Here is an 18,754-nt window from a genome sequence, read left to right on the forward strand (position 1 = left end):
CATTGCCCGTTAACGGCTTATTGGTTTATCCCAAGAGGTACGGAGCTACGCCGGTCAGGAAGCCCATGACTCCCAACACAGCGCCAACTACGCCCAGTTTGATTGACAGTTGGACACTTTGATCCGGATGGTTCCAGAACCACTGCCAGACTTCCCAGCGCCTAGCTCTGCGAACCTCAAGATTTACTGTGTCTTTAAAACGAACACCTAGAGCATCTACCGCATCGTAATCCAGCGCGACCGCCAGCTTGGTGATGGATAAATTCCCAAGGTTGCCCATCGCATACCGGAGAACCTTTGATTTGGTCTCTGGGTTTACGATCACAACAGGCTCCCTCCTGAAAAAACGGGCTTTGTCTTTTCGCTTGGAATCCATGTTGCGATTATGGAACCTGACAATGCAGTGTTGAAGGCCTGAATCCTCGGGAGGTAAAGGCACAACAGTTTCGATTTTCATGATTACTCTCCTTTCGGATAGGCCGGAGCAAAGACCTTTCGGCATTGCCCCGGTGAGTTACTAATGAACCAAAGATGAAGTAACCATGATTGCGTCTCCGGACATCATTACCGGGAGATATTCGCAAGGCTCATGGCCGCAGCTCTTTTGGGTTCCGTTAGGTGAATAGACAGCCAATTGACCGTCCATAATATTGAAGGGCATCCCCTGTTTTTTTGCTGCCGGTGACAGCTTGAGTGTGCCCTTTGCGTCAACCAATGCCGTTGCCCAATGGAAGTCCTCACCACCGATCACCGGCTGTGATTCATCCACGACTTCGACCATGATCGGCATCATTCCAACCCAGCTCCAAAGACTGTTCCCTAATGCGAGGGCTAAAGCCTCGAACGCAGGAAAGACAACAGATTGCCCGAGGATCTGATGGGCAACAGTGTCTGACAGGCCTTGGATGAGCTCCTCTGGTATCCCTTTCACTCGACAATGTTCTATCGGTGTAAAGATGCGAGACAACTCAAGCTGTTCCGGATGAACAATGAAAGGCTCGGTACTTCTGCATTTTGCATAGTCCTTACCTATGGTGCCGCAAAACTCATCATCCCCAGTCAGGAGCTGACGAGAGAACCCCTTGCCAGCGGCTTTGTCTCTCAACTCCTTCTCAGCCAGATAGTCAAATGACTTCCAACGTTCGGAATCGAGAGCCACCGGCTCCAGGATGTCGTTGATACACCTTTCCTTGGCTCGAATAGGCTGGACCTTATCAAGGTCAAACCCGTCGATCCCGTGAGAAAGTGCAACAACACAAAGACGCTTACGGCGTTCAATGACCCCAAACTCATTGCCGTCGAGAATGCGTTCTTGCAGGGAATACCCCAACGAAGAGAGCACAGAACGGATCACTTCCATCGAAGCGGTATTCTGGTACTCAGGCACGTTCTCAATCAGCACAACGGCTGGGTTTAGCGCTTCTACAAATTGCAGGAAATTGAAGAACATGGCACCTGCCGCCTCATGCGATTCGGCAAACTCCAGCTTGTTCTTACTACGACCTGACTTCGATGCGCCGGTACAAGGTATGCCCCCCATCAATACATCCACCTGCGGTGGGCGCTTGCTGAGATTCACTGCCTGGATTGGCGATTCGATAACGATAGAATCTTCGTTCCAGAGCTCTGGGTTATTTGCTAAAGACGAATCGAGATATTTCCCTTCCATCTCTACGGCCACAGATATGGCACTGGCTATACCCACCTTGTGAAAACCGGCGTGAACCGCTTTATCAAGCACACCGCCACCGTGAAAGAGGCTGCATACCGACAACGATTCTCCATTTTCCAACTTACTGATAAGCCGGTTGACGCGCTCGATCACTCGCTCTTGTTGATGGTGAGCGGAGATCACGATTGCGCCGTTACGAATGAACACGCGGAGCATCTCTACACCGTCAAAAACGGTAGCGAGCTCCTGCGCGGTCAGATCGATAATTGGAGACACTCGGCCATTGCGCTCACGCTTACTGACTGTGAACTTACCGTCCTCTTTGACGCGAAGCACAACCTGGGAATCTTTCAACTCCAGATCGTACTTCATGCCAGGATAGTAACCTTCACGCAGTAGCTTTTGACCTTCCAGCCAGACGCGCTTCTTGCCTCGATGTTCTCCTAACTTGGTGTTTACGATAGTAGCCATGAGCTCTCTCCTTTCGGTTGAGAGGCCACTACCGTCCCAATCGGGAAGTAATGGCCCCGATGGGTTTAAAGTGGTTCTCAGTTCACAGCGACGCCGTGAGACTGAATGGCATTAGCAAAGCCAGCCATTTGTTCAGGAAAGGTGTAGCGGTTGATGTCCTGGCTGCGAGCCAGATTGACATGCACCTTCTTCACCTTCGTGTCGTCAGAGTCGTACTTCTCAAGCGCCAGCTTTTCAGCTTCTTCCGGATCTCGGCCCAACGAGTAGGCGTAAATCACAGAGGTGAAGCCAAGTCCTGAGCCGAATGCGTAGACTTGTTTCTCGAAATGGACGTCAGCGAAATAGATACTGAATCCGGATTTGAGGTTATGTTTTTCCATGATGCACTCCAAATAGTTGGGGGCGCACCACGTCCCGAACCGGGCGGATGCACCCGGTTTGGGGTTAGTTGATTGCTCAAGCTGTTACGCCAGCCCGAGCTTCTATTGCTTCAAGCGCGAGCTCTGCTTCCTGGATCGAACCAGTGCTGTACAACTTATGCAGCACACGACCAAGGTTCACAGAGGTCTTTTCTTTCACTTGGAGATACTTGACGTAGAAGTCATACAGTTTCTCCGCCTGTTCAAGGTGGGACATGCTCTCAACAGGAATGGTATTCCCTGGGTTGCAGTACCACTTTCCGAGCACCTTTTGTACAAATCCCTCTTTGTCTCCTACGAACTGATCAGAGCCAAATACCCCACTGGTCGGTGAGCGTTGAATGACAGAAATCGGGTTCGCAAAGCTGGCAAGAGTAGTCATAGTTGTGGCTCCATGTTTGACAGGGAACCACCAGCCCGAGGGGCAGTGATCCCCCAAGGGTTAAGTTGAATGCTGTTTGTTTTTGGCGACCAGCTATCGCACGTTTTCGCCCTCAGAGAGGACAAAATCTTGCTTTCCGAGTGGCACAAAACTTTCACATGTGAAAGTCGATGCCACTGGGAAAGCAGGGGGGTTAACCCCCCGCTTTAACCCGCGCTAAGCGGTTTAGGATAGACTTCACTCCTTCCCTTATTCCAGATGGATCGTAACCGGCTTCACCACAGCAGACCACAAATGAGAATGGATGCACATCGTCGGACATCATCCATTCCATCGTTTCTTGCTTGATTTCAGCTCCTGCTCGTCCATCTGCCAGGACCCTAAGGCTGTGCCATAGAAGTCCATCTCTTAACTGCTTCACCTCATCATCGGACCATTCAGGCCTTGGCTCAAATGGAATGACTTCTGCGGTTTTCGGCTCTTCATCCAAGAAGAAAAGCGGCAGCTCAAGCTGGTTTTCCTTCTGGATCATCCAGAACCACCGTTCCGCCAGCTCATAGGCTTCACTGGAAGGCTCACCATAACCATGAGCTACCACGTAGTCGTGGAAAACTTCATGATCAAAAGCCTTTCCATCTGCCTCCATGAACCAGCCAACAGGGCACTCCAGGATGCGATGCCTTACGACATCTCGCTCTGAATACCCCTCTCTGACGGCTTGCTCTAGCATTTCCCTCGACATGCCAGGAGGAGTTATGATCTCCAGGCTGATTCCCTCGCTCCCGGCAAGGTTGTCGTCGTATGGAAGACCAGCAAGTGTAAGGTGGTTGCGTTTGCACCAACCAATGGTCCGCAGAATCCGACCTTTATCAGATTCTCTGGCCGTATACCGGTTAAGCTGCATAGCCACCTCCAGCACTCTCGCTTTCTTCGATTTCACTTCCGAGCTCGACCATTCCAATCAGGTCAAGCTGGGTCATGTCCGAATCCAGAGAGCAGTCAATTGCTGACTGAATGATGCCTTTGTGGGCCAGGTCTAAAACCGACTTAATCGTTGAAAGCAGAGACTCAGCTTCACTTTCGATTTGTTCCAGAATGTCTTTCCACTCCCAGTGCTCAAACGGTTGCCAAACGATCAAATCATCAGGCTCATCTCCCCACTCTACGCACTCCGACAAATACTCATAGGCCTTATACCAATTCTCTTGTTGACCCAGTTCACTGAGTATTTGAGCAGTAGCATGACCGTATGCGATTTGTTCAACTTTGGTATTGATAGACATAGTGTTACTCCTCTAAATGGACAGAGGAACCCCACCCGAAGGGAAGGCCCCTCCGGTGGGTTGATATATTTAAAAACGACGGTGTAGCTACAGCGGAATATTCAACTCATCAGCAATTTCAGTTTCGGTTATACCTGCTGACTCGATGAACTCAATCTGCTCGCTCATGCCTTCATTGTTAACCCTAGACGCTATGCGGCTTGCCGCATCATGTACGAGGTTATCCAGCATTTCGCTTGTTACACCAGCCTGTTCAAGTCGATGTTTCAACATGTTCTTCTCCTGACTCTATTTGAAGAAGAGGCCTTCCGAAGAGAAGGCCCCTCCGGATGGCTTAAATTTCCAAGGTCACATCAGTTTTTGCTTTAGCGCAGCAAACCAACACTTCCCCTTCTTTGACAAATGCGATGGGGGTCTCGTCATAGGCCACTTGACCTTTGAGAAGACGAACCCGGCACATGCCACAAAAGCCACTGCGACAATGCGTTTCAACAGTGAGGCCTTTGTTCTCGATTTGTGCCAGCAGAACATTGTTGCTGGCTTGCAGTTGTACGTTCATGGTCACGCTCCTTAGTTATTGATGAGCGCGACCAATCCCTTCCGGGATGTCACGCCCCGGTTGGGCTACTCAGCAAGTGCATAGACACCTACCTCGATGCGAATAAAGAACCTGGCATCTTGAAGAACCTGCCTGACCTTTGCTTGCCAGTGGTTGTTCTCTCGATGCTTTGCATAGGGTTCAATCTCTTGGTAAATCTGCTCCAGCTTCAACGTCTTCTCTTGCAGGATTCGGCGTATTGCAGCTTTCCACGTAGTCGAAACCATGTTGTTAGGCTGCAAAAGCAGTCAATGACCGCTCCATCAACTTAAACAGTGTGCGTTGCAGAGCTGCCGCGTCATCAATGACAATGTTCTTTTGGAACAGTCCTGACACTGCGGTAGTCTCTACCCCTATGCCGATCACCTCAACATCGCTTCGTTCACAGAGGTCAATCACAGAGCGACATGCCGGGGCGCTTTGAGGCTGCCCGTCAGTCACTACGATCAACATTTTCCGCTCTTCACGGGTCTTGGTGAGTTCAAAGGCTGCATACCACATGGCTTCCGCCATAGGGGTGCCTCCTGTTGCTTTAAACCCAAACCGACCGGCCCGATTTTGAACAGTGTCTCCATGCTTAACGACGCTAAACACTGGTTGGTTCCGGTTGCCGCCAAAAAAGGTAACTGCCGGATTTACACCGGGAATCGCTTCCAGAGCCATCGAAATAGCCAAGGACGCTTCCTGCGCAATGTCTTGACGCTCCTTTCCATTAGCGGCCTTGTAGGCCATCGAGGAGCTCATATCAACCAGGATGTGAACCGCCGTGTTAGGGCGCTTCTTGGCTTCCGGCTTGAGGAATACACGGGTATCACCCGTCACTACACGATGTAGTTTCCGAGCATCCACGCGCTTCCCTGAACGTTGGTTACGGTGAGCAACTCGCTGGCTGGCCTGAACCAATCCGTAAAGCTGCGTTCTGATCTTTGAAATGGTGCTCTTCACATCCCCTACCAGGCTTTTGCCAACAGCAGGGTTGTTCTGGGTGTCCACAGCAGAGCGAACAGTCATATAGCTACTGTCCCCCTTATCTTGAGCCACCCGGTTGAGCTCGGCTTTAAGTGCATCATGCGCGTCACCACGCAAGTCACCGGCACCGGCATTCAGAACCTGCTGGAGCATTTTGGCCGCGTCTTGTTTCGCCGCGTCAGAATTGCCACCAGCCTGGCTTTGTCCAGCCTTACTGCCACCATCAGTATTCGACTTGCCTTGGTCGCCCTGTCCTTTCGGATCAGACTTCCCGCCAGCATCGTCTTGCTTCTGGTCTTTGCCTTGCTGATCACCACCATTGGCACCAAGCCTCTGGTTTTGATCTTTACCACTCCCCCCTTGATTATTCTGAGGTTGGTCGCCACCAGCATTCTGCTGATTGTTACCATCCTGACCATTCTGGGGCCTTCGCTCTTCTTTCTCCTTTTCCTCTTCGATCATTTTGATGATTTGGTCGGCTAAGGATATTACCTCTGCGGTGGATTTCGTGTTCACAGCTTTACGCAGCAAAGCGTTCAGGCGAACCACAACACCTTGAGGAAACACTCGCTCGAATACGGAGGTAGCCGAATCGAGATAGGGTTGAAGGACGGATTGGCCTACAGCCTTGGTTTGCAGCCAGTACAAACAGAACCCTGTCAGAATGGAAGCTGGAGCCTCTTTATCTGTGACGTGCTCGTAGTGGCCTGCTTGAGCCATATAGCGAGCGACTTCATTCAGGGTCTGTGAAGTACCGGGGAAGAGATCCATCATGGCCCGTTCAATGCGGCAGTCCTCCAAAATGTTGGACAACTCAGCATGAAGGCCTTTGCGGCGTTCAACACCAAAATCCGTAAAACGGACGTGGGCAGCTTCATGGGCCAAATACCCCCAGACGGCATCCATGTGCGGATAGTCATCGGGGATATTCGGAACCACGATGGTTTTACCATCGGTGTATGCGTCATCGTTACCGATTGCGACTTTGACACCGAGTTTTTCACCATAGGCTGCGGCCACGATTGGTAGGGCGCTGTAAATGGTGCGTTTTTTGGACATATCTTTTCTCCTGGTTGGGAAGGAGATAGTCCATCCCTGGAGGGAATGGCTATCCCCTCCGGGTCGGTTTAGTTGAAGGGACTCTTAGAAGAAAAAGTCACCATCATCGTCAGTTTTAGGCGGTTGCTGGTTAAGAGGCTCCGTAGTAGGCTCCTCTTGGATAGGCTCCTGCTCTACCGGAGTTTCCTCTGGCAAAACAGGCTCATCCTCAACTTCAACGCGCTCTTCTTGAACCGCTTCACCGGCATTGGATTCATCTTCCGATTCACCATCGCCTCGTTCTGCAAAATTCTTGAAGAAGTTGTCAATGTCTTCATCCAGGTCAACAGCGTCACCACTGTTGTTGGTCTGTTCAGATTGAACAGCGCCAACATCGCCTACCTGTTGCTGCACTGTATTGTCGCCCTCAGGTAAGAGGGTAGACTTACCAGCTTTATCGCTTTCCAGTCCGGCTTTGTCATTTTCAGAACGGTCCCCCATGTGGGCTTCCGAACCGCCAATGTTAAGAGCCATTCCCTCTACAGTGATCGAACCGTTGGCATATTCCTCGATGCGCTCTCTTTCGCTCATGATCAGCACTGCGGCCACGACCTGATAAAAGAAAGGTGCAACGATGTTACGACCATCAGCATGTTGCTCGTAGCCACGGAGGGTCTGATCGAGCAGCTTCACCAAAGGGTTAAAAGCGCTGTTCAAGAAGCTAAGCCCATCCACTTTGTCGCGGATATTACGGAGGGTTTGTCGTGTCGTGACCGCACATTGGTCTCGACCTGCCAGACGTTCCACATAGAACTTATTCGCTTCCTGAACTACTTCGGAGACAAGATCGTCACCCAGACGCTCAACCTTGCGGTTAAGACGCTTAGCGTTGGCCTCATCCTCGTTAACAGGCTGAATCATGAATACCTGATATTCAAAACCAATCCGCTCTTCGACCGTTTCCTTTGGAAGGGCTCCAGCGCGTATGGCTCTTTCGTATTCAGGGTTTTCCTGACACCATTCATCCACAGCTTTGTTATAACCGTTGATGAAATCCTGTTTCAATTGGTTGAACTGGTAGTTGATGTCATTCAGCTTGTTACAGATTTCATCGGTCTTGCTGACAGGGACGGCAAATCCGTTCATAAACGGCATACCGAATTTCAGCAGGAGACGACGAGTTTCTGTTTTCAGGCGATGAAAGCCTTTCAGCTTCGCCGGATCACAGATTTTTTTACTTCCTAGTTGAGCGACTTTTTCAGGTGGAATTTCACCACCCTCACCCAGCTTGAGGTCAGATGCAGACAAACGGGTTTGTCCGCTCCAAATGTCAAAGTCTACGTGGATAACACAAAGGCTTTGTAGATAGTTCACTTTAGTCATGATGCACTCCAAATAGTTGGGGCGCACTACGTCCCGAACCGGGCGGATGCGCCCGGTTGGGCTAGTAAATTAACGTTAATTTGCTGTTTGTTTTTGGCGACCAGCTATCGCACATTTTCGCCCTCAGAGAGGACAAAATCTCCTTTCCGTTGGAGACTCACAGAATCCCCAAGGGAAAGCGGGGGAAAATCCCCCACTTACCAGTAGCATGTATCTACTTCTTCCGGCAGATCATCAAGAGGAGCAAGCACGTCCTCGTCAACAATGTACCGTGGCTTCACCGAACCTGTAACCGTTACACGGCACCGTTCAGATGACTTCTCTCTGTACTGGTCAATATCCTCAGGCTTAGCACCTGATGCCTTATCAGCAAGCAGTTTTTTGTAGTCTACCCGACCAGTTGCTTTGTACCTCGTCACCATCACGCCGCAGTAGTCAGCATGGAAGTATTCACCCATGAGGGACTTCATAGTTTCGAGATGAGGTTTTTGCCTTTCTTGAAGCTCGGCCAGTCGCTGTTTCAGCTCCTGAATCTCAGCATCATAGAAGCGGTATTCCTCAGCAGCAGCAATCCAACGATTGACCTCTTCACCTTGCGGTATGTACAGGTCTCTCTCTGGATCTTTGTCGGGCTCCTTCTTGTCTACTACCTGTTGCCAGAACTTTTTAGCCTCGGCCAAGATTTCTTGAATCATGGCTTCGTCTCGGAGTATTGGAAACTCCTGAATCTGGCCTTCAAAGAAGAAGACTAACCAGCCTTGCTTGGCTCCCGTTACCAGGAGCTGGTGTTGCACCTGCGGGTAATAAAGCTGGTATGCCTTGCTGTTTGCTTTTTCAGCACAAACATCTTCCCAGACAGTCGCACTCGGGCTTTTCAGCTCGACGGGCCCCCCGTTATCTCTAAGGCCATCCAGGGAGGCCCTCATGAGCGGGTATTGAACCGATTCGACACAGGCGGGGAGCAGCATGTCATTATACTTCTCCTCGAAAGCACGTCTTGCGGCATCTTCGTTTTCTATCCCCCGGCGAACCAGCGGATTGAGACTCAGATCGACTTCACGCGCATACCCAGTCTTCTCGGCCCACAGTCTCCATCGTGTCTTGTACGGAGACCGATTGAGCAGGATAGCGGCGTCAGTGGCTGTTACACCTTGACGCCGCCAATCAAGCCAATCTTCCTCGCGTTGCGATAGGTTGACTATTTTCATGGACCTCTCTCCAGTGGTTAGGAGGGAGATCTCCCCCAGCGGGGGAGTCCCCCCCGTTGGGGTTAGTAGTAAATATCTTCCGCGCCCACCTCTTCTGCAACAGGGATCATGTCCTCGTCACTCAAAGGCGGCACGTCTTCGGCATTAGCAGAATCACCAGCGGCGGACTCTTGCGTGTGCGTAGCCTGATAGTCAGGTTTCGGTGGCTCCATTTGATCCATCTCCTTATCACGAAGGAATTGAGTCGCATATTGCAGTTCCGAACCCTCATACCGTCCCTTCACATACTCATGCGCCGCAGACCATGCGTTTTCAGCAATAGCGCGATTTGCGAGTTTGGTCAGGATCGGGTCAAGCTCTTTGTGCTCAATAGCCAAAGGCTCTTGGCTATGAACTTGAGTCGGTGAAGGGAGATTGGCAATAGCCGGGTTAATGGCCGATGCCTGCTCCATTTCACGGATGCGTTCAGCTTCATCCTGGTCGTAAATACCAGAGAAACCAAATGCGACACGAGAACACTGGATCAGCGACTTGTGCCGGAGTTGACGCTTGGTGTGCGTTTGCCAGGGGCCATCAACAGTGTAAGCACCATTGCGGCCTTGACCCTGGAACGGTTCACGGTACACCTCATCAATGAACTCCTTGATGCGGGTAGGGCGAGATCTGTCCTTACGGTAAATCACGCATTCAATCCACTCAGGGCAGTCAACTTTCGCCCCCTGCATTCTGATCATCTTGTCCGAATACACGAACTCGACGCCATCATACTGGGGATGCTCGTTGATGATGCGGCTCCAGCCGTCAACACCTACTACCGGAATGATCCCGTTTTGCTTGTCAGGAAACGCATAAATTTCCCGAGTGAAAGGGTTCAAACCGTACTGTTCGGCCACGATCAGGAGCGTCATCATCTGCTCATCGGTCGGGGCACTTCCATCTCGCTGCTTGAATGCGGTCGCCTTCAAAGTTTCATAGAACTTTCGGGTGTCCACGCCAAACCTGCTTGCGATACGGGTTACAAGAGATTTGTTATCAGACATGGTGTTTCTCCAATTCACGAATGAACGTTTAGAGGACACCATGACCCTCGGGGCATTGGTGCCCCCGTGGGGTTTAGTAAGAGTTGGCGGTGTTACCCGCCAGCCAAGTGGTGCAAACGCATGAACGGTGCTGATTGCTGCACAGGAGCAGATTGCGTACCAGCTCCTGCACGTTGCCCTTGTTTGGGCGCTGCACGTTGAGAGTTGTCCTGAGGTACATTTCCACGACCACCAAGCATTTGCATTTCAACGCAATGCACTTCGGTGGTGTAGCGCTCGATTTGTTGGTTGTCAGTCCACTTCCGGGTGCGATTGCTCCCTTCGAGATAGACTTGGGAGCCCTTTTTCAGGTACTCACCAGCGACTTCCGCCAAACGACCTTTGAGCACAACACGGTGCCACTCAGTATGCTCTTTTTGCTCGCCAGACTGCTTATCGCGCCACGTATCCGTTGTTGCAACGTTGAAGTTGGCAACGGCAGTGCCGCTTGGCATGTAGCGAATTTCCGGGTCAGAACCGAGATTACCGACCAGGATTACTTTGTTGACGCCTTTAGACATCATGACCTCCAAGTTATTTGGAGAGGGCCAACACCCCTTTCGGGGAGTAAGCCCCCGTAAGGGTTAAAAAAAGTGATCCTCTTGTTCGGCATCGATCTCTGCCAAGCGAATCAGCTCAGATACAAGACCAAGCCTTTCTGCATCCGCTCTTACTTCGTCGTAGCTGAAACCAAACCGTTCAATGAGGGGTTTTAGTGAATCAAAACGCTCGTAGTCGAAGGTATCACCCTGTTCATCACAGAATGCCACCAGCGGCTTCTCTACGTTTGAAAAGTCATCCGCGAAACGTTGTTGAAGGTAAACCAACATCAGCAGAGGTTTGTGACCGTGTTCTGGGCGGAGCTCACCAGCGCCTTCCAGCGTAGCCGGATGGATAGTGTTCTCGCCTAGTCCAGTGCTAACCTCAAGCTCATAACCGCTATCAGTACGCATTAGCACACTGGGAAGCAAATCATTAGAGCCTTCACTCCGAGCAACCTCAAAACCGATTAAACCGGCTCCTTTGGCAAAAACCCCAGCAACAAAACCTTTGAAGAGGTTTATATCACCTGGAGGTAACTCAGAGGGCGGAGATAACAGCCAGTTGAGAGATCCCAAGCTGGCTGTTTGTCCGGCTGAAACATTTCCCCCTTCCAGCACAGTCTGTGTCTCTGCGTTTACCAGCACCTCATCCAGAAAGGTGTACCCCTGGCTGAGAAACTGTGACACAAACTGGCTTTCTTTGTCCTTGTAGGACATTGGGATCGTGTCTGGGCCGTTAGCTTCAAAAGGTCCTTCGAGCTTTGTCTCAGACCAGTTTTCAGCTTTCCCATCAGTGACGGTTCGGCGTAGCTCGACCACCGTGAATTGGCCTGGCCCCGAGGAGCTGGGCTCCCGGAGCAGCTTGTAGCCAATAAAGATTTCTATTGTGGTTTCGTCGTTGCCCCACTCTTTGGCAGTGTAACGACGGCACAAACAGTCATTTTTCTTCATGCGTCACCCCTTAGCGCCATTGGTCCCCAAACACATCCTTCGCAACACGCAGGATGGCTTCACGCTCTTCTTTGGCCGCACGGATAAGCAGAGCTTGATCCAGGGCGTATTCAAGAGCATTTGGGGCACCACGGAACGCAAGAGACAGTTTCGCCCAACGCACCAATGTCCGGGTGGACATGGTGACGCTGATCTGACCATCTTCTCCGTTATCACCGAGAAACAGTTTGCGGACCTGATTAGCAATCCGAACCATTCCCTTCCGTACATTTTCCGGAAGTTTCGGAGTAACACGGCCAAGAATGCTGAGTTCAGCTTCCTCATCCGCATACCCTACTTTGGTGAAACGATAGCGATCCATAGCTGCGAGGTTCTGCATCATCACCCCCTGGTACAAACCAGAAGCATCACCGGAACCCGTAGAGTTACCTGTAACGACCACACGAAACATTGGGTGTGGCTTGATGATTTCGCCACCATTCTGAGCGATCACAAGAGGACGCCCTTCAAGGACATCGTTGAGACCAGCCAGCTCGGCAGGGTCGGCCAAATCCACCTCGTTGATGAGGAGTAGATGACCTTCACGCATAGCGACTGCCAGAGGTCCATACATGAACTTCATGACAGGTGGTTGACCAGGTTTTTCCGCGACCAGAGCGTGATGTCCAATCAGATCTGTCAGTTCCATCCGCCCGTGGGCAGTGATTTGCTGAACAGGCCAGTTGAGACGACCAGCTATCTCGGTGATACCTGAGGTTTTACCAGACCCGGTAGGGCCGGTTACGAACAATGCGTCACCGCCAGGCTCTTTGAGATAGGCCAAGACCTCTCGCAGAAACTCTTTGCGGAAAACGTAGTTGGTATCAGTGGCAGGGATGAAAGGGTTTGAGCCGTCAGCGTAGCCGATGGCAGTTACCTTCTCCGGAATGCTGGGCATACCGAAAACCTTGCTTACTGAGAATTGAGTGTATTGAGACATAGGTGCTCTCCTATTGTGACAGGCGCACCACGTCCCGAACCGGGCGGATGCGCCCGGTTGGGCTAGTAAATTAACGTTAATTTGCTGTTTGTTTTTGGCGACCAGCTATCGCACGTTTTCGCTCTCCGAAGAGAACAAAATCTGCTTACTGATGGTTTCACCATGAGTAAGAAGACTTTTGAGCGAAGGGAGTAGCCTCTCCTGGAGGCTACTCCCTCAATGGACGAACATCACCACATTCACCTCGCGTCCATCAGCCAGATAGATGATGCCTGCGTAATCGTCGTAAACATGAAAACTCTGTTGCATTCGACATTCCCCCTGTAGCTTGTCGTCAAAGCCAACTGACATCAGAAGACTTTGAGGACAAGCCACAGAGGCTTGACCAGAAAGAGAGGGGTTGCCCCCTCCCTTTGTGTTGACTATCAGCAGTAGCCGAATGATTCAGCGATTCTCACGAAAGGACGAGAGATTGCCCAACCAGTAGGGATACACATAGCGATGATAGCGATTTCCATGATGTTGCTCCTAAGCAAAAAAGGGGCAACATCCCCGTCGGGGTATGGTTGCCCCGATGGGTGTGAAAGTGTCGAAGATTGCTCAGCGACAGTTATTACCAAACAAGATCCTTGCCCTTACGAAGGTAAGTCGGGATTTCGAGATAATCCCAATCAGGTTCTTGTTTAGCAGCTTTTTGAACTTGAGTTACCTCAGGTTCAACGACTGCTTTGGCTTGTTCAGCCTTAGCAGCACGTTCCTTGATGACGGCCTGTACAGACCGCATTGCAGGAACTGCGAATTTGTTCCAAAGGAACAAACCGATACGCTGAAACACTTTAGCGAGAGCGATGAAGGAAAAAGCAAATACCTTCGCGCCAACGTACAGTGCGCCCAGAGATGCAAGCAGAACTACAATGAAAGTGATGATGTGCATGGTGTTGCTCCTATAGGAAAGATCAGGGGCAACACCCGAAAACCGGGAGAAGCCCCCGGTTTGGGGTTAAGTAATGCCATACGGCATAAAGCTAGATGCTGTTTGTTTTTGGAGACCAGCTATCTCACCTATAGCCGCAGAGCGACTAAGATGGTTCAAATATAGCTCACCTTTGCTCAACAGAAAACGCTGTAACTGTCCATTTTGGGCACTTCGAGAGGTCAGATTACAGATTGACCGCATTTATCCTTTCCAGTGCGTTTATCTGTACCTCAAATTTAGGAGTATCTCTAATGGCAGAAGCACAAGCAGCAGTGGACACAAGCAACGACCGCAGCAACCACTACTCTCGCCCTATATTCAAACAAGTATTGAAAGTGAACAGCCTACAGGCTCAGCGCGTCATGGAGCGCAGCTTTGAGCGTGTTTCTAACTCCCTGTTCTCCATCGACGTTATCCTTCGTATCATCGGTGAACAGGAAGAAATCGACCAGGTTGAAACTGTCATCCTGGAACACATCTCCAAGGTCTCCGAAGATCTGGATAAAGCCTCCGCTCAGCTCAACAAGCTGATGGAAGACAACGGCATCGACATGATGCCTGGCTACACCAACCCTAACGAATACACCATCGAGATCAACTCTCCCCAAGTGGCCCAGTTTGCACACCTTATCCGCAAGCTGGATACCCTGATGGGGATCGTTGACACCCTCTGGTTGAACACCGTCCTGACCAGCAAGCAACGTACCGACGCAACCTACCAGTGGCAGCAGCGTCTCATTAAACTGGCAGGTCGCATCATCGGCATCGAGAAACGAGCTCGCATTTCCGCCCACACCAAAGGCAAAGAAGGTGAAGTGGCCCAGGCCGCTCCTGAGTCTGAAACCGGCGACAAGGAAATCGCAGACGAAGCTGAGAAAACGAAAGCAGCATAACCCAGCCCAAACCTTTGCCCCTCGCTTGAGGGGCTTTTTTTTGCCTTTTATGGTTGCATTTTATGATGCCGTGATATTATCGAAGTAAATCAGATTCAACTCAGGCAAGAACGGAGAACAACATGAAGAAAACATTAATCACCACCGTAGCTTTGGCTGTAGCTACTCTATCTGGCTGTGCATCTACCAGCAGCAACTACGAACCATCAGCTTATAAAACCAATCACAGTCGCGCCTACAACATCGCAGAAGCTGGTGGCCTGGTAACGGGTATCCAAGACGCATCGGTCCCCCGTGACAAGCTTGAGCGTCTGACCGACACCAAAACGTTTGGTGCGGCATACGTGCTGTCTGGTTACATGTCACCCCAACTAGGAATGACCGATTGGCAAGGCGGCTTGGTCAATCTTGCAAACTGGGCTATAGGCCCCAAACAGCATGGTGCCCGTAACAGCTTGGTTGCATGGATGCCAGAAAACGAAGCAGATTCACCGGCAAGTGCTCAAGCCAAATTTCTTTCACATGTGAAAGTTTCCATCGAGTCAGCGCTGACTGATTTGGGTGCCAATTTCACGCTGCTGTATGACAAAGACGGTCGCCTCACCTATCAGTTCTACAAGAATGAATGGGGTTGCCCGACGTGGGTGAATGGACAAAGCAAGGTGGCTGACATGTGTTCAGTCAAGGTGAAGATCGTGGAGCCTCGCATAGGGGCAGCGCCTGATTTTGTCTCTGGTGTTCAAGGTACATCGTATGCCTTCACATCAGGCCATGAGACCGCATACAACTTTGTGAATGTCGGCAATGGAACAGCCAGCCACGCTCCTCAGCAAGCGATCTACGCAGCCATTAGCAAACAGCTACCAGCTTGGGCCTACCTCTACCTTGCTCCGAAATCAGTTGAACTGGAGAGTGGCGACAAAGTTGCTTTCCCTTACCTTCTTGATCAGGGAAAGGCAGAGTTATTTGTTTACCCAGAAGCGTAATCAATCGACATGAGAAAGGGGCCGAAAGGCCCCTTTTGTTATCCACCACCACCGCCCGTTGGTGCGCCAGTTTGAGGATCTATACTATTTGTCGCCTCTTTTCGCTTCGCGTCAATATCGATCCCCTCCAACCGCTCTAACGCCCTTTCCTGAGCATTCTTCCGCGTCCCGTCAATATTGAAGTCATTCCCTACGCCTGTCAGCGAATCGAGATTTATTGAGTTCGGATCAGGAAATTTACCATTCTGCTGCAATATCCCAAGCCACTCATCCAAATTAATTTTGCTCCAATCAATCTCGGCAATTTTATCTAGTGGAATCCCTTCACACTGAGGATTTTTTGGGTCTCCAAAGTTTTGCCCCAATTGAGGACGAACTTGTTCTTGTATAATACGAGAGAGCGGAGAGTTGAAGCAGCAGTACGCTTCTCTTTTTTCAATACAAGCGCCCAACACCTTGGATTTACAGTAAGAACCTACATAGGTGCAATTCTTGAGAGCTCTTTTGGCGTTCATAGTGAACTCTTCTTCCTCGCACTTATAAATCATCTGGATCATCACCATAGCAACGACATAGACGGTATATATCGTCATGGCGGTGCTAAGCCATGTCGTCGCCGTCTCCATCATCGCTTCGGCTGCCTGTTCGGATGCGGCGGCAGCAGCTTGCTCTGTTGCTGCATCCTGACCTGCTGATTTCATGACATCCATCATCACTTCTTTGACTTGCTCTTTGAGCTGGTCAATGAGCTGGTCAACAAACTGCTCTACAGGCTGAAAGAAAGAATCAACAGCGCCAGAGACGTTCTCAATGTAACTTGTGAACGGTTTTGTGACTTCTGTCCACCCTTGAAGGACTGGTTCCCTAAGAACCTGATAAGCCCCTTTAAGCGCATTACCATCAGTCAACCCCATCACTGCGCCATCGAGCTTGGGAACGGCCATTATTAGGTTCAGATAATCGGCAAGAGATATATTGGTTGGCTTTTCACAGCAATCGGAAACACCCCCAACAGCTATCTTGCATTCGCCAGCTTCCCCTGCAAAAGCAGAGCAAATAACGTTTTCATCCCCAGTAGGATTATCATCCCCGTCTTGGCCTGTGCAGCTCATATCCTGCGTCATGAACTGGGCCGCATTGAGCAACGCAGTAGCGCGAGCAAAATCAGTGCTTTGTGTTTTGGTCAAATCAAGGCAGTCATTTCCCATGCAGCGTATAGGCCCACCGCACTGGTATTCTGTTTCCTTTTCTAAGGTCGGAACAGAAACATCTGTTCCACAGTCATAAGTATCCTCGTGGACGTAGCACGTACCAGAATTCCCCTGAGCGCCATCAACACATTTGGAACTGATAAAGCCGCACTGTGGGTTTTCTTCATACTTCTGACAACTATCAAGGTTCCCGCCCGTGTTTACCGGACAGTGTGTTTCACCTTGAGGGTCTGTCCAGCAGTCCATTTGCCCCTTATAGAAGTCATAGTCGGCTTTAACTCGAACCTTTTTGCATAGCTTTGGAATACCAGGCAAAGGTGACGGTTTGAGTTGGAATTCGCAAACTTTGATCCCGTTGATGACTGTGCAGCCCGTGACATCAGTCGGGTCATCTATACATGTGATCTCGCCTTCCGCAAAACCATCTACAACCCCTTTGGCTGAATCCATGCAGCTCTGTGGAGCCCACTCATCCTTGGTAATGGCTTTCGATGGGTCATAGCGGAGTTTTATGCGGCCAAAACCCTCACCTTCGCCACTTACTGAAACGCGGATCTTAAACGTAACAACATCACCATCTTTCACATTCTTGAAATAGGGGGTGACATCGACATTAGGGTTACGCTCCCAACTTGTTGACAATTCACATCGACCAGCAGTTTCTGGAGGGAAGTTGCCGTCAGGGCCTGACCACACTTTAGTTTCCTGACCGGATTTACCAACCCAAACTTGCATGTAGTCATCCCACTTGGCGTATTCAAGCGTTGCAGACACTATGGCGTCTGGATTACTGACTTGTACCCGCGTGTACTCCTCATAGATCGTACAGTTGCCACTCCAGTAGTTGTCACCCACTCGGCCAATCCACAACTCAGTACAGCCTTCTCCACAAGATTTGAGGTTATATGGGCCATCATAGTGCTTCACAACAGAGGCGTCGTAGTCATGGACAACCTCACAATCCGCACTTTGGTCTACAACACGCTGGCATCGCTCATACTCTGGAATATGCGCGTTGATAGTATTCTGATTGATAGTTGTTTCGGCAGAACAATCTCCAAAGCCATCTGCTATGAGGTCCATGTCCTCATAGGTCTTTTTGCTTAGGTTCAGTACCGGGTCATTACTAAAATCAGGGCGTGATCGATTCGAGGCATCGAGAAGGACCTTGTATGCCGCGCCAGAGATTGATGGATCAGCACTATTGGCATCACTCCACAACGACCCTTTTGCATTATTCCCCACGCTGTCCATGTCATCGCCAGAGTCGTAAATGCCTTGCAGGCCGCCCACATCAGGTTTATTGGCATCAGGGAAGTAATAACTGTCAGGTTTATTGTTGGTCCCGCTAGTTCCTGGGAATAGATCATTGACATTAATCTGGTTCCCCCCATTCATTTGGAACTGACCATCTTTCAACGTCGGCATAGAGATAGTGCCATTTTGCACAGTCCCCGAGCTCGACTTGAAAGAGTTTGAGAGGTTTTGTCCGAAAGCCTGGGCCTCTTTACCCACCGCTGTGATGTCCTGGTCTTGGCTACCGTTAGCATAGGAATGTATCGGCAGCGCAGACATGGTTACTGTCAACAGCGAGGCCACAGCTCTCATAAAGTAATTATGACTTCGCATTGTGTTCTCCATTTCAACCTTCCCATGCTATCTGAGAAGACAAGGGCCACCTGTACGTGTAGTGGCCCTTTTGGGGCATAATCGA

Annotated in this window: 20 protein-coding genes and 1 pseudogene; 3 read left to right on the forward strand and 18 right to left on the reverse strand. The window is 50.4% G+C overall.

All coding sequences use genetic code 11. The annotated features are described in order from the left end of the window. Positions 1-25 precede the first annotated feature (25 nt). The 10 genes from ACGF49_RS01340 to ACGF49_RS01385 all read right to left on the reverse strand — a co-directional run bounded on the left by ACGF49_RS01340 (position 26) and on the right by ACGF49_RS01385 (position 6,310). Positions 26-457, reverse strand: coding sequence for a hypothetical protein (locus ACGF49_RS01340; protein ID WP_387489025.1), 432 nt, complete (start codon positions 455-457; stop codon positions 26-28). A 60-nt stretch (positions 458-517) separates the two neighbouring features. Continuing rightward, positions 518-2,143 (reverse strand): DNA cytosine methyltransferase, encoded by a 1,626-nt coding sequence (locus tag ACGF49_RS01345; RefSeq protein WP_387489028.1) that lies wholly within the window; start codon positions 2,141-2,143, stop codon positions 518-520. A gap of 77 nt (positions 2,144-2,220) precedes the next feature. Continuing rightward, the gene (locus ACGF49_RS01350; protein WP_387489031.1) at positions 2,221-2,523 is read right to left on the reverse strand and encodes a hypothetical protein; all 303 of its coding nucleotides are present in this window, start codon (positions 2,521-2,523) and stop codon (positions 2,221-2,223) included. 76 nt (positions 2,524-2,599) lie between these two features. Continuing rightward, on the reverse strand, positions 2,600-2,944 hold the full coding sequence (locus ACGF49_RS01355; RefSeq protein WP_036813173.1) for a hypothetical protein: 345 nt from the start codon (positions 2,942-2,944) through the stop codon (positions 2,600-2,602). Positions 2,945-3,137: 193 nt separating this feature from the next. After that, the gene (locus tag ACGF49_RS01360; protein ID WP_387489033.1) at positions 3,138-3,848 is read right to left on the reverse strand and encodes a hypothetical protein; all 711 of its coding nucleotides are present in this window, start codon (positions 3,846-3,848) and stop codon (positions 3,138-3,140) included. After that, positions 3,838-4,227, reverse strand: a complete 390-nt coding sequence (locus ACGF49_RS01365; protein WP_036813170.1) for a hypothetical protein — start codon at positions 4,225-4,227, stop codon at positions 3,838-3,840. The genes ACGF49_RS01360 and ACGF49_RS01365 overlap by 11 nt, the downstream gene beginning before the upstream one ends. An 87-nt stretch (positions 4,228-4,314) precedes the next feature. Continuing rightward, positions 4,315-4,500 (reverse strand): hypothetical protein, encoded by a 186-nt coding sequence (locus ACGF49_RS01370; protein WP_036813167.1) that lies wholly within the window; start codon positions 4,498-4,500, stop codon positions 4,315-4,317. 61 nt (positions 4,501-4,561) lie between these two features. Continuing rightward, positions 4,562-4,786, reverse strand: coding sequence for a class I ribonucleotide reductase maintenance protein YfaE (yfaE, locus tag ACGF49_RS01375; RefSeq protein WP_036813165.1), 225 nt, complete (start codon positions 4,784-4,786; stop codon positions 4,562-4,564). Between the two features lie 65 nt (positions 4,787-4,851). Next, the gene (locus ACGF49_RS01380) at positions 4,852-5,052 is read right to left on the reverse strand and encodes a hypothetical protein (RefSeq protein WP_036813162.1); all 201 of its coding nucleotides are present in this window, start codon (positions 5,050-5,052) and stop codon (positions 4,852-4,854) included. 4 nt (positions 5,053-5,056) lie between these two features. Continuing rightward, positions 5,057-6,310 (reverse strand): VWA domain-containing protein, encoded by a 1,254-nt coding sequence (locus ACGF49_RS01385; protein WP_387489038.1) that lies wholly within the window; start codon positions 6,308-6,310, stop codon positions 5,057-5,059. 303 nt (positions 6,311-6,613) lie between these two features. Between ACGF49_RS01385 and ACGF49_RS01390 the strand changes: the two genes are divergently transcribed. After that, positions 6,614-6,823: a hypothetical protein gene (locus ACGF49_RS01390; protein WP_387489041.1), complete on the forward strand. Its 210-nt coding sequence runs from the start codon at positions 6,614-6,616 to the stop codon at positions 6,821-6,823. A 114-nt stretch (positions 6,824-6,937) separates the two neighbouring features. Here the strand turns inward: ACGF49_RS01390 and ACGF49_RS01395 are convergent, their stop codons facing one another. The 7 genes and pseudogenes from ACGF49_RS01395 to ACGF49_RS01425 all read right to left on the reverse strand — a co-directional run bounded on the left by ACGF49_RS01395 (position 6,938) and on the right by ACGF49_RS01425 (position 13,908). Next, positions 6,938-8,215 (reverse strand): DUF3150 domain-containing protein, encoded by a 1,278-nt coding sequence (locus ACGF49_RS01395; protein WP_387489043.1) that lies wholly within the window; start codon positions 8,213-8,215, stop codon positions 6,938-6,940. Between the two features lie 197 nt (positions 8,216-8,412). Continuing rightward, on the reverse strand, positions 8,413-9,423 hold the full coding sequence (locus tag ACGF49_RS01400) for a YqaJ viral recombinase family protein (RefSeq protein WP_387489046.1): 1,011 nt from the start codon (positions 9,421-9,423) through the stop codon (positions 8,413-8,415). 451 nt (positions 9,424-9,874) lie between these two features. After that, a pseudogene (bet, locus tag ACGF49_RS01405) lies at positions 9,875-10,463 on the reverse strand (phage recombination protein Bet); the annotation flags it as partial. A gap of 92 nt (positions 10,464-10,555) precedes the next feature. After that, complete coding sequence (ssb, locus tag ACGF49_RS01410) at positions 10,556-11,026, reverse strand: single-stranded DNA-binding protein (RefSeq protein ID WP_387489049.1); 471 nt, start codon at positions 11,024-11,026, stop codon at positions 10,556-10,558. A gap of 60 nt (positions 11,027-11,086) precedes the next feature. Beyond that, positions 11,087-11,731, reverse strand: coding sequence for a hypothetical protein (locus ACGF49_RS01415; protein ID WP_387489052.1), 645 nt, complete (start codon positions 11,729-11,731; stop codon positions 11,087-11,089). 274 nt (positions 11,732-12,005) lie between these two features. Beyond that, the gene (locus ACGF49_RS01420; protein WP_036813148.1) at positions 12,006-12,974 is read right to left on the reverse strand and encodes an AAA family ATPase; all 969 of its coding nucleotides are present in this window, start codon (positions 12,972-12,974) and stop codon (positions 12,006-12,008) included. Positions 12,975-13,587: 613 nt separating this feature from the next. Beyond that, positions 13,588-13,908, reverse strand: coding sequence for a hypothetical protein (locus tag ACGF49_RS01425; protein ID WP_036813145.1), 321 nt, complete (start codon positions 13,906-13,908; stop codon positions 13,588-13,590). A gap of 293 nt (positions 13,909-14,201) precedes the next feature. Between ACGF49_RS01425 and ACGF49_RS01430 the strand changes: the two genes are divergently transcribed. Together ACGF49_RS01430 and ACGF49_RS01435 are read left to right on the forward strand one after the other, a co-directional pair. Next, complete coding sequence (locus tag ACGF49_RS01430) at positions 14,202-14,843, forward strand: hypothetical protein (RefSeq protein ID WP_387489055.1); 642 nt, start codon at positions 14,202-14,204, stop codon at positions 14,841-14,843. A gap of 122 nt (positions 14,844-14,965) precedes the next feature. Then, complete coding sequence (locus ACGF49_RS01435) at positions 14,966-15,829, forward strand: hypothetical protein (RefSeq protein ID WP_387489057.1); 864 nt, start codon at positions 14,966-14,968, stop codon at positions 15,827-15,829. 38 nt (positions 15,830-15,867) lie between these two features. Here ACGF49_RS01435 and traN read toward each other — a convergent pair whose 3' ends face one another. Continuing rightward, entirely contained in the window at positions 15,868-18,669 is a 2,802-nt protein-coding gene (traN, locus tag ACGF49_RS01440; RefSeq protein ID WP_387489060.1) for a conjugal transfer mating pair stabilization protein TraN, read from the reverse strand. Positions 18,670-18,754: the final 85 nt, after the last annotated feature.

The sequence above is a fragment of the Photorhabdus sp. RM96S genome, assembly GCF_042879335.1.
In the GTDB taxonomy this organism is placed as follows: Bacteria; Pseudomonadota; Gammaproteobacteria; order Enterobacterales; family Enterobacteriaceae; genus Photorhabdus; species Photorhabdus kayaii.

Bases quoted from the DNA above. Each gene is read 5' to 3' on its own strand.
- ACGF49_RS01340 (WP_387489025.1), bottom strand. From the start codon at position 457: ATGAAAATCGAAACTGTTGTGCCTTTACCTCCCGAGGATTCAGGCCTT.
- ACGF49_RS01345 (WP_387489028.1), bottom strand. From the start codon at position 2,143: ATGGCTACTATCGTAAACACCAAGTTAGGAGAACATCGAGGCAAGAAG.
- ACGF49_RS01350 (WP_387489031.1), bottom strand. From the start codon at position 2,523: ATGGAAAAACATAACCTCAAATCCGGATTCAGTATCTATTTCGCTGAC.
- ACGF49_RS01355 (WP_036813173.1), bottom strand. From the start codon at position 2,944: ATGACTACTCTTGCCAGCTTTGCGAACCCGATTTCTGTCATTCAACGC.
- ACGF49_RS01360 (WP_387489033.1), bottom strand. From the start codon at position 3,848: ATGCAGCTTAACCGGTATACGGCCAGAGAATCTGATAAAGGTCGGATT.
- ACGF49_RS01365 (WP_036813170.1), bottom strand. From the start codon at position 4,227: ATGTCTATCAATACCAAAGTTGAACAAATCGCATACGGTCATGCTACT.
- ACGF49_RS01370 (WP_036813167.1), bottom strand. From the start codon at position 4,500: ATGTTGAAACATCGACTTGAACAGGCTGGTGTAACAAGCGAAATGCTG.
- yfaE (WP_036813165.1), bottom strand. From the start codon at position 4,786: ATGAACGTACAACTGCAAGCCAGCAACAATGTTCTGCTGGCACAAATC.
- ACGF49_RS01380 (WP_036813162.1), bottom strand. From the start codon at position 5,052: ATGGTTTCGACTACGTGGAAAGCTGCAATACGCCGAATCCTGCAAGAG.
- ACGF49_RS01390 (WP_387489041.1), top strand. From the start codon at position 6,614: ATGAAGGCCTTTGCGGCGTTCAACACCAAAATCCGTAAAACGGACGTG.
- ACGF49_RS01395 (WP_387489043.1), bottom strand. From the start codon at position 8,215: ATGACTAAAGTGAACTATCTACAAAGCCTTTGTGTTATCCACGTAGAC.
- ACGF49_RS01400 (WP_387489046.1), bottom strand. From the start codon at position 9,423: ATGAAAATAGTCAACCTATCGCAACGCGAGGAAGATTGGCTTGATTGG.
- ssb (WP_387489049.1), bottom strand. From the start codon at position 11,026: ATGATGTCTAAAGGCGTCAACAAAGTAATCCTGGTCGGTAATCTCGGT.
- ACGF49_RS01420 (WP_036813148.1), bottom strand. From the start codon at position 12,974: ATGTCTCAATACACTCAATTCTCAGTAAGCAAGGTTTTCGGTATGCCC.
- ACGF49_RS01425 (WP_036813145.1), bottom strand. From the start codon at position 13,908: ATGCACATCATCACTTTCATTGTAGTTCTGCTTGCATCTCTGGGCGCA.
- ACGF49_RS01430 (WP_387489055.1), top strand. From the start codon at position 14,202: ATGGCAGAAGCACAAGCAGCAGTGGACACAAGCAACGACCGCAGCAAC.
- ACGF49_RS01435 (WP_387489057.1), top strand. From the start codon at position 14,966: ATGAAGAAAACATTAATCACCACCGTAGCTTTGGCTGTAGCTACTCTA.
- traN (WP_387489060.1), bottom strand. From the start codon at position 18,669: ATGCGAAGTCATAATTACTTTATGAGAGCTGTGGCCTCGCTGTTGACA.